The following is a 9,838-nucleotide window of genomic DNA, read 5'->3' as shown; positions in this document are numbered from 1 at the left end:
TGAAGATGTAAAAGGCCGCCCCTACATGAATCCCGGGGTTAAAAAGTGGTATCTGGATGGGCAAAAGTGTCACGACTACTGGATTGACTCCGGAACAACTTGTGGCACCTGCATTGCGACTTGTCCTTACAATAAACCTGATTTCTGGCACCACAGGTTAATTGATCGTCTTAACACCTTATTGCCTGGGCCTGCGCACAAGTTTATGGCTGATATGGATCTTCTGCACGGCTACGGAAAAGTCTTTGATGCAAAGGCTCCCGCTGTTTTCTGGAACCCTAAAGGTCGTTCATACGACGGTTTGAAAGGATAACGGTTATGTCTGGATTAGCTATTTTTACTGGCATTGAAGTGCTCTTCTTCTGGATGGGTGTTGCCTGCCTGGCAACGGTTCAAGGCCTGGCCTGGCTACGCTGGAAAAAACAGGCCAGCTGGCCATCCCTGGCGGTTCTGACTGCAGGGTCAGCAACGATTTTGTTTGCTATTGCCTGGGCGGTAAGCTCTGTTCTTGAGAAGGAGCCACAGTCCGCGTCTATGAGTTTGATGGTTATCCTTCTTCCAGGATTGATTCTGACTACGCTGGGCGGACGGATGGCTCTGAAGTCAGCCTGATTCCAATAACTGCTGCTACCGTTGTTTACGACTATGGTAGCAGCAGATTCATTTTTATTTATAAATCACCAGCCTCCGTGGAACTTCTCTGCCTGTTTTTCATCTAACAGGCTAGTTAGGCACTCCATTAACGGACTATTGGCAGGTGTATTATGAATCCAACATCACGAGTATCATCCCCCTCCCCTGATTACCCCATAGCTCAGGCTGCTCCTAAAAAGAAGAAGGGCAAAAAAAAGAAGAAGAAAACAGTACAGGAAAAGATGTCACAGCCTGTCGGAACTGACATGGCAGGGGCTGCCTCATTGTCCTCCCGTGATGCTGCCACCACTATGGAGACTAAGCCCGTTATCGCCCGTTCAAAAGCACACGCATCTCAACCTGGATATAAGACAGGCCAGGAAGCTGTGCTTGATCATATGGAAGAAGTACTGACTCTTCGTGACGAAGTAGCCAGTATACATAAGCTTGCCAGGCAAAGCATTCAGTTAAATGTTGATATTCAGCGATTATTCAATGAGAAAAAAACCTTATCTGCAAAAGTTCATACAGATGTTGCAGCCTTGCGCAGCGACTACGAAAAATACCTTGAGGAAAACCCTCACGATAAGAGGCATTTTGGCTGGGTTGCTCGGCGTTACCTTCCGGAGGGGTTTGACAGACTCAGTTTGAACATTCATCTCTCTATTCTTAAAACACTGACCCGATATGATACTTGGTGTTACCAGCAGACGATAGCCTCTGTCAGGCCACAACTCGATACTGTTATGCAGGGCATCATTCAGGGAAAAGTGAGCCAGACAAAAGATTTTTCAAATCTGGTTATGGAAGAAATGGGACGAATGGTTGACCATGCTTTGAACCTGTTTCATTACAGTACTGTTGCAGATGGTATAAAAAAGCATCTGGGTAAGCCTGAAGAACCGGAGAGATTACAGGGTGCGCATAGTGTCACCATAGATATGATTATCGAGCTTACAACTTTGTACAGCTGGGCAAGGTATCTACAGTTTTTCAGCAGGGAAAAAGAAACAAGTCCTCTTCAACGAACTCAAGCACTGCATGAAACCATTCAGAAAATGCTACAGATTGAGCCAAGAAGAAGAAAACTTGCCCTCATGCTGGACGAACACTATCAAAGTGGCAAGGATCCTGAACTGACTGGCATTCTTAGATATTTGATTTTTTCCAGTTTAGTGAATGAAGAAGCTCATATTCGCAAGGCTATTCAGTTATTAAGAAAACAACCTACTCAAAGTCAGCCATTTGGTGTAACCACAGACCAGGATAACAAAGCTAAGACGGTCCATAACCTCTATGAGTGGATGACGTTCAAAAACCTTAATTCTTTATTGGATGTCTTCCTTACAAAATTACGAGACCCTCAATATTCCTATAAGGAGCGATGTGAATGTGCCACGGCTATTGACGATATAGAGCATATTATTGCTTTTGGGTGGGCGAAAGACAGACGTTATCTCAAAAAATTCGATCACTTTATGGATACCAGAGAAGATATCGCTGCGTTATGGCAAAGGGCGATAGACACGAATAGACAGGCAAATGATATAAAAGAGCAGCTGGATGAGGACATTGCGAAGGCTGAAAAACAACTCCGCGCAGATATTGCCAAGATGTGTGAGGACGATGTCCAGGCACGCATGGAAAAACAAATGGCCACCCAGGACAAGCTGAAAGCCAGCTTCAAAAAGGCTGCCCGTAAGAAAGCCAAAGCAGATTATAAACAGAAAAGCGAGACCGGTTATGATGTGACTCAAACAACACCTTATACCGGCACAACACCAGAGACCCTTGATATGCCTCCTCCTGAAGGCTCTGTTCAGGCTAAACTTCTGAAGGCCTGTGAGATACTTAATTTTTCACCGGCAACTGGCCCGGTTCATGCGCGAGAAATATACGAAGAGCTGGCAACCCAGAAAGAGACATCAACCCTGGAACGAACGTGGGCCCTTGTGGGGGTTGTTGACTCCTATCTGGAGCAGGTTCGTCAAAATTTCATACGCTGTGACAGGGTGCGTGCTGACATTATTGCCTACCGAAAACAAGTCCATGCCGCTAAGGCCACGCCAGAAGAGGGAAAAGAGTTTGTGACCAATATGAAGCGGTTCAACGAACTTGTCTGTGGCAAGAGCGGCTTGCTTGTGGAAATGAAAGAGAGTTTTGAACGCCTTCAGGAAAAACATCAGAAAGGGTTGCTGGAAGACAGCGATCGGGTCGTTGAGCTGCTAAGAGAGAATATGAACAATACGAGTCGCTTCCTCGATCGCATAGAGAAAATCAGCTTGTTAATGCAGGATACCTATGAAGCTCGCGGTATCATGCTAAAAAACAAAGGGATAAAGGCGAAGAGGCCGGCAGAAGGAGAAAGCACACGGCAGATTATGGCTATGTTTGAATCCTCTCTTGAACAATACAATACAGATCTGAGTGAGTTTAAGGCATTTTTGAAAAGCGGATTAACATGGGGTGATCAGCAGAGACTCCCACAAAATCTTGCATCAACCATTGACTTCCCACAACTCTCGAGAAGCGATGATATTCCACTGCACTATCAAACCCTTGCAACACAGCTGGACATGTCGGAAAACGATATTGTACGAGAGGTTGACCATATAGTGCCATTTCTTGGGCAGTGTTTGACGGAAGCAAAGGGCGGTGGCGAAGAGTTGAGAAAGAAAATGGTTGACCTGCCAAAGTCCGGGTCCGGCTGGTATCTGCCAGATACGCCAGAAACAGAACAGACATTTGCTGCACTGATTGCAACAGCTCTCGGGCAAACGGTTTGCCTGCAGGATAGCACGGGGCAGTTATATCACTGTGAAGTTGGCATGGAGCCTGTCGAAGCCTCCTCTGCGGATTTTCATTTGGATGGAGCACTAATGCTCGAATTTTGAGCTGTAGAAAGGAAAACAAACCGGGAGCCTGTCCCACCAGGCCCCGGCTCTACGGATTCAATTGAGTCGTGGCGTATCCGATGTCGCAAAGATTACGGATTCTGGCCTTTGCCCTCCATGCGGAGTAGTCACTAACATTCGTGTATTCACAGAAACATCCCTTCCTCAACTGCTCAAGCCCAGCGCAATACCTACCGGTTCAGCCTGCATCCACCGCAGTACGATAAGCACCACAGTAATCAAAAATCTTATCCCTTATAGTCCAGCCCCGTTTGCCCTTTTCAGCAATTACGAAGTCCGGTTTGCGGAATTTTTTGCTTTGCTCAACAACATCCTCTGGTGTACGGGCACGGAAGGCTTCGCCACGATTTATCTGGTGGAGCTTACCGAAATGGTGATAGAAAGCCCCTTGCTGGGCTGGTGTGTCCAGACGGAAACATTCGGTTATCTCCAGCCCTTCCTCGTCAAAGTAACCAATGCGTATGCGTGAATGCCCGGCTTTGTCCTTATCCACCCCCATATCCATCCAGGCACAGCGAATCACCGTCACATTGCGCAGGTTCAGAGCATCCTTGAGCTTGTCATCCGGGTCTGCCAGCACCTGACCACACTCATGGCAGCGGCGGGCAGCAATATCATTTTCCGCGTTGCACTGTTTGCACTCTTTGAAGCGAAAGCGGAAGTCACAGCGCTCCCGTTCGCCATCAAAGGAGTCGATATACCCCTGACAGCGGCGGCCATAGTGCTCCACCAAATCCCCGTCGCCATCTACAACACCCCAGAAGTTGTTCTGGCAGCCACACACCGGGCAATCCACATCTACTGGCACACTGTTGGAGTTGGGGCGGGGTTCTCCTATTTCCGGGCTGAAGATGTTGTAATTGTTCCCGGCAAAATCCATCACCAGACAATCGTCTTTCCCTTGTGCTAAACGCAATCCGCGCCCCACAATCTGCTGATAGAGGCTGATGGATTCTGTGGGGCGCAAAATGGCGATCACATCCACATGGGGGGCATCAAAGCCTGTTGTTAAAACAGACACATTCACCAGATACTTGATCGCTTTCTGCTTGAACTGCTGAATCAGTGCATCTCGCTCAGGACCGGGGGTATCCCCAATAATCAGTGCTGCTTCTCCTTCCGGCAGATAACTCAATACTTCCTTGGCGTGATCAACAGTCGCGGCAAAGATCATCACACCTTTGCGCTCTTCCGCCTCTTTCACAACCTGAGCAATAATAGCGGCCGTTGCCCTGTTCTCTCCCTGCAGCAACTGGTTCAAGTCTGCTTCCCTGAAGCGACCGTTTTTATCGGCAGGTAAGCGACTAAAGTCGTACCACGCCACCGGTGCATCAATCATTATCGGTGGTGTCAGGAACTGGTTCTTGATCATGTACGACAGTGGGAGTTCAAAAACACAGTCAGTGAAAAAACGATCATCCTCTGTGCGCACACGTTTTTGGTGTTCAGGTTGTGAGAAGTAGTTATAGAGCCATCCTATTCCCAACCGGTAGGGTGTAGCTGTTAAACCCAACACCTTCAACCGGGGGTTCTGTCTTCTAAGATGGTTGATGACCTTGTGATAACTGCTTGTCTTTTCAAGAGAAACTCGGTGACACTCATCAATCACCAGAAGCGTAAACCCCTCATCGTTAAAGCTGTCCAGATTCCGCACAACCGACTGCACGCTGCCAAATACCACCTGTTCACTGGCCTCCTTACGGCCCAGTCCGGCGCTGAAAATCGAGGCTTTCAGCTCATAGCTTTCGTACTTGCTGTGATTCTGCTCAACCAGTTCTTTCACATGAGCCAGCACCAGCACCCGGCCGCGGGCAATGCGCCCCAGTTCGCTGATCACCAGACTTTTACCAGCTCCCGTTGGCAATACCACAACAGCCGGGGCACTGGTTTTACGAAAATGTTGGATAACGCTGCGCACAGCGTCTGCCTGATAAGGGCGCAGTTGGAATGGCATAGGTTCAAAGGTCACACGTAAAAAACAGTCTTCTTGCTTTTCTCAAAAGACAATGGAGGCTGCATGATTCTAACAAAGCTGTTTCAGCTTTCTCAAATCGCCGGTGCCCGGCTTCCCATAGACCAGACGAATATACAGTGCAGATACCTCCATCGCCTGACGGGCAAACTCTGACTTTTCCCGAGACAAACGGCGGGCATACTCCTGTGGCCCTTCACCCGTCAGGCGGGGGGCCCCTTTTTTGGCCATCTTCCTGCAAAACCGAAGATAGTAGCGATCGGCAGCCGGTGCCCGGCGCTTCCAGGGTTTAACGAGCACAATGGCCGTGATAATCATGACAACCAGAATACTGATCACCAGCAGCCGGGTGAGGATCATCAGAGTATCCTGACCGGGGAAAAGTTTGTTAAACAATCCCTTCTGGCTGTTCTCATCATAGGAGAGCACCAACCGCTGCCACTGATACTCCAGAGACTCATACTGCAAGCGCAGACTGTTAATCCAGCCAATCTCCCGATAACGCACAGGGGAGAAAATCGCCCCTTCCAGAAACGAGCCTTCAAATGCTATGGCCGATTCCAGCCCTTCGACCACACGACTTGGTGCAACAGCCGCAGTGGGATCAACTCGCTCCCAACCATAGCCCGGCTGCCAGAACTCTACCCAGGCATGGGCATCGAACTGACGCACCTGGATAATTTTGCCATCTTTCAACTCGCCCCCCTGATAACCTGCCACCACCCGGGCCGGTATACCTGCCGCACGCAACAGAAAGGTCAGTGCACCGGCATAGTGGGCACAGAAGCCACGCTTGCTATCGAACAGGAAGTTATCAATGCGGTTACCTTCCAGCAGAGGCGGGCGAAGGGTGTAGAAATACTCCTGAAGACGAAAGCGGTTCAGGACATCACTCACAAAACCGGATACGTTCGCCCCATGGCGTTCCCGCAGCTCCTGAGCCAAAGCCCGTGCACGGGGGTTACCACTCTTTGGCAATTGGAGACTGGCCCGCTTTAACCAATACGGCAACTCGCGGTCAAACCCCTCTCGTTGACCCGAGCGCATACGGTATTGAAACAGCAAATCCACATCATCCTCTGCCAGCAAACGCCAGTCCCGGGTAAGACCGGCCTCATCCACTGCTTCCGTTGCAAAGCCAAGCACCGGTAGCCAGGGGCGCCCGCTGGGCTGAAGAATAATGTCGTAGTTATACAGCGTGTCCTCTTCATCCTCCCCGGGCACCGACCAGGTGGGATCATGTGAATACCAGGCCACCAGTTTATTCGGGTCAACCCCGGCATTGATCCAGTCGTCTTCTGTACCCTGATACCACCGTCGTCCATCAAACCAGTGCATAACCACCGCACGCCAGTAACGCTCATTGGGAGGAGGCACCGCCCCACTAAAGGTAGCTCGGAATGCCAGCTCGGCTGACTGGCTCAAGCGGGCAATATCCCCCGGTGCCATCTCATCATTCAAACCGGTTTTTGAGCTGTTGTCCGGAAGGGGCACCAGCCACAGAGGAGGAATACGGGGCACCAGCACAAACAGGATCACCATCAAAGGTAATGCCTGCAGTGTCATCATAAAACCCATCTTGAACACAGGTTTAATGGCTGTTTTCTCCGAGGACTGATGCAAACCCACCAGAACCGAAACCAGCATCACCAGACAGGCCAGCAGATACACTGTCATGGGAATCGACTGGGAGAACAACAGACCGGTCACCGCCACAAAGAACCCAAGAAAACACAACAGCAGCGCATCCCGCCGGCTGCGCATCTCCAGCAGCTTTAAGGTGTAGGCTGACACCAGCGTCGCAGCTCCTGCCTCCAGCCCCAGCAAGGTGCCAAAGTGCAAAACAATCATGGCAACCGCAGCAATCACTAAAGCTGTACGAATCATCCAGCCCGGATTACTCCCCCGTGAACGCAGTAAAGCCAGGCGCCAGATAACAGCAACGGCAGCCAGACCCAAAATGCCCGGTGGTAACAAGGGCACCAGCGGCAGGCTCACCATTACCAGAATCACCACCAGGCTGAAAGTCGCCGCACGGGTAACCGGTATGGGCGGTGGAGCCGTTTTATTCTTTTTCCAAAACATTGTCAGCCCCTAGCGATACAAAGCCAAAGCATCCAGACAGGCATGGGCATGGGCATGACTTACCCCGCCCCCCGGCGGAATAACCTGCCCGCCAAGTCGCAGCCCCCATATCTGAGTGCCCTTCCCGAGTAAAACACACTGACTCGCCAGCCAGCTAAGCTTCTCCTCTGTGTTCCTCCCGGCCGCTTCAGCAAAGTCCAGCCAGACATCTTCACCGGCTAATCCATGAAACTGCCGCACCAGCAATTCATCGCTGCGGGCCAAGGCCTTCCAGTCCACCTGGGATGCGGAATCTGTTGGAGTAAAATCGCGGAAACCGGCAAAGTCGTCCATGCCATCAGGCACAACCCGATGGCCATCTTCACCAAAGCCTGTTGATGCCACCTCCTCAACGGATTGCAGGCGGGGCCAGATCAAAGTGCGCTGATCCAGATCTACCCAGCTCCAGGCACGGAACAAACCGAGCGGATAAACGGTTTCCACCCGCAAACGGGGCAGTGCCAGCCAGCCCCGTTTATTGGCGGGATAGCTCACCACGGCATCGACCTCTTCACCCTGGGGGTCAATACGCACCAGACCATTGTCGGGCAACGTGTCATCGGGCCAGCCCACCATGACACCCTGCTGGGCACGGCCGTTTTCACCACGACAGGAAATATGAAAACCTGCCAGCTGACCGGCATGAACAGAGTCCGCTTTACGGGCCGTAAGCGTCACGCCTGCAAGGTTCCGCCAGGTTTGCCACAGAGCCACCTGAAACAAGGCCACCATAAAAAAGGAGACCCCAAAGCTCAGGCTGTTGCGGTAATTCACCCCCGCAAAAAATACCAGTACAGCCACACCAATAAAGCTGTAACCTGCTTTGGTAGGGAGGATAAAGAGACTTTTCTGATTCAGGGTTACGGAACGGGCGGGGGGAATGCGCCGGTTAATCCACTTGTTCCAACGTGCCCGCTGCTGACTGAGGGCACTCATCGGGCATCAGTCACATCAACTTCCATCAGCAGGGTTTTCACATCCCCACCCCTGCGGCTCTGTAAACGGTGCTCCGTCACGGCCGGGAACACCGCCTGCACGTCTTCCGGCAACACATAATCGCGGTTGGCCATAAAGGCCCAGGCTCTGGCCGCAGCCAGAAGTGCAAGGGATGCACGGGGAGAAAGGCCACAGACAAAGCGATCACCCTCACGGGTGGCTGCCACCAGGCGCTGAATATAATCCAGCAACCGCTCACGGGCCTGCACCTGCTCCACTTTTTTCTGGAGCTCCTGCAGCTGCTCTGTGCTGATGATTGCACTCACCTTATCCATCGCCGCGCGTCCGGTGGTGCCATTGAGCATGGCTCGCTCGGCAGCCGGATCCGGGTAGCCCATCTGGATGCGCATCAGGAAACGGTCAAGCTGGGATTCCGGCAGAGGGAAGGTACCGGACTGGGTAACTGGGTTGCGGGTTGCGATAACAAAGAACGGATCCGGCAGCGGACGGGATTCCCCTTCCACCGACACCTGCCCTTCTTCCATCGCCTCCAACAGAGCACTCTGGGTGCGAGGGGTGGCACGGTTAATCTCATCCGCCAGTAACAGCTGGGTAAACACCGGGCCAGGCTGGAAGCGGAATACAGATTCGTTCCGGTCGTAAATGGACACACCCAGAATATCTGCCGGCAGCAGATCACTGGTGAACTGCACACGACGCCAGTCCAGCCCTGTTACCTTCGCCAGCCCTTGAGCCAGCGTCGTTTTTCCCATACCAGGGACATCTTCAATCAAAAGGTGGCCACGGGCCAGCAGACAACACAGGGCCAGGCGCAGCTGTTGATCCTTACCGCTGATAGCCTGGGCGAGGGACGAGAGTGATTGATCAATCAGAGACATAGGACGTTTTGTTATCCGGTAATTTGTGTTTTCACTTAGAATTTTTTGTGCTTATAAGTCTGATTGTAGTGATCAACTGAAAAGAAACTCAACCCAATATTGAGTCGGTGGTTGAGGTTTTATGGAAGGCTTTGATAAAAAGGAAGAGGTGGCCGTTCAGGACAGAACCTGCCACCCATACCCTATAGTATGAAGGAGCTTATAACATGACTCAATCGGCACAGTGTTCTGTGCAGGAGCAGTCTTGTGCCTGCTGACAAAGCTGGTAATTACGAAAATGCCCGAAAGCAATCAGCAGGGAGCCCACCATGGTCAGAGCCTTTTCACCGAACTCTCCGATGACCTCTTCCCCTAAAACC

At 51.3% G+C, this 9,838-nt stretch carries 7 protein-coding genes; 3 read left to right on the top strand and 4 right to left on the bottom strand.

Translation table 11 applies throughout. The annotated features are described in order from the left end of the window. From E1189_RS06670 to E1189_RS06660, 3 genes are all read left to right on the top strand, one after another. Window positions 1–313 (top strand): hypothetical protein (locus tag E1189_RS06670; protein WP_230460228.1); only part of this gene is annotated, 313 nt, incomplete at its 5' end. A gap of 5 nt (window positions 314–318) precedes the next feature. After that, window positions 319–612, top strand: a complete 294-nt coding sequence (locus E1189_RS06665) for a hypothetical protein (RefSeq protein WP_155159259.1) — start codon at window positions 319–321, stop codon at window positions 610–612. Window positions 613–764: 152 nt separating this feature from the next. Further along, complete coding sequence (locus tag E1189_RS06660) at window positions 765–3,527, top strand: hypothetical protein (protein WP_155159258.1); 2,763 nt, start codon at window positions 765–767, stop codon at window positions 3,525–3,527. A 199-nt stretch (window positions 3,528–3,726) separates the two neighbouring features. On the opposite strand, the gene radD is transcribed toward E1189_RS06660, so the two are convergent. From radD to E1189_RS06640, 4 genes are read right to left on the bottom strand one after another with little or no spacing between them, the layout of a single operon-like run. Continuing rightward, window positions 3,727–5,517, bottom strand: coding sequence for a DNA repair helicase RadD (radD, locus tag E1189_RS06655; protein WP_329601926.1), 1,791 nt, complete (start codon window positions 5,515–5,517; stop codon window positions 3,727–3,729). Between the two features lie 54 nt (window positions 5,518–5,571). Continuing rightward, window positions 5,572–7,605, bottom strand: coding sequence for a transglutaminase TgpA family protein (locus E1189_RS06650; RefSeq protein ID WP_155159257.1), 2,034 nt, complete (start codon window positions 7,603–7,605; stop codon window positions 5,572–5,574). A 9-nt stretch (window positions 7,606–7,614) separates the two neighbouring features. After that, window positions 7,615–8,580 (bottom strand): DUF58 domain-containing protein, encoded by a 966-nt coding sequence (locus tag E1189_RS06645; RefSeq protein ID WP_155159256.1) that lies wholly within the window; start codon window positions 8,578–8,580, stop codon window positions 7,615–7,617. After that, on the bottom strand, window positions 8,577–9,479 hold the full coding sequence (locus E1189_RS06640; protein ID WP_155159255.1) for an AAA family ATPase: 903 nt from the start codon (window positions 9,477–9,479) through the stop codon (window positions 8,577–8,579). The genes E1189_RS06645 and E1189_RS06640 overlap by 4 nt, the downstream gene beginning before the upstream one ends. Between the last annotated feature and the right edge of the window lie 359 nt (window positions 9,480–9,838).

The organism is Parendozoicomonas verongulae, assembly GCF_009711465.1.
In the GTDB taxonomy this organism is placed as follows: Bacteria; Pseudomonadota; Gammaproteobacteria; order Pseudomonadales; family Endozoicomonadaceae; genus Sansalvadorimonas; species Sansalvadorimonas verongulae.
This window is presented reverse-complemented; position numbering and strand designations above follow the sequence as displayed.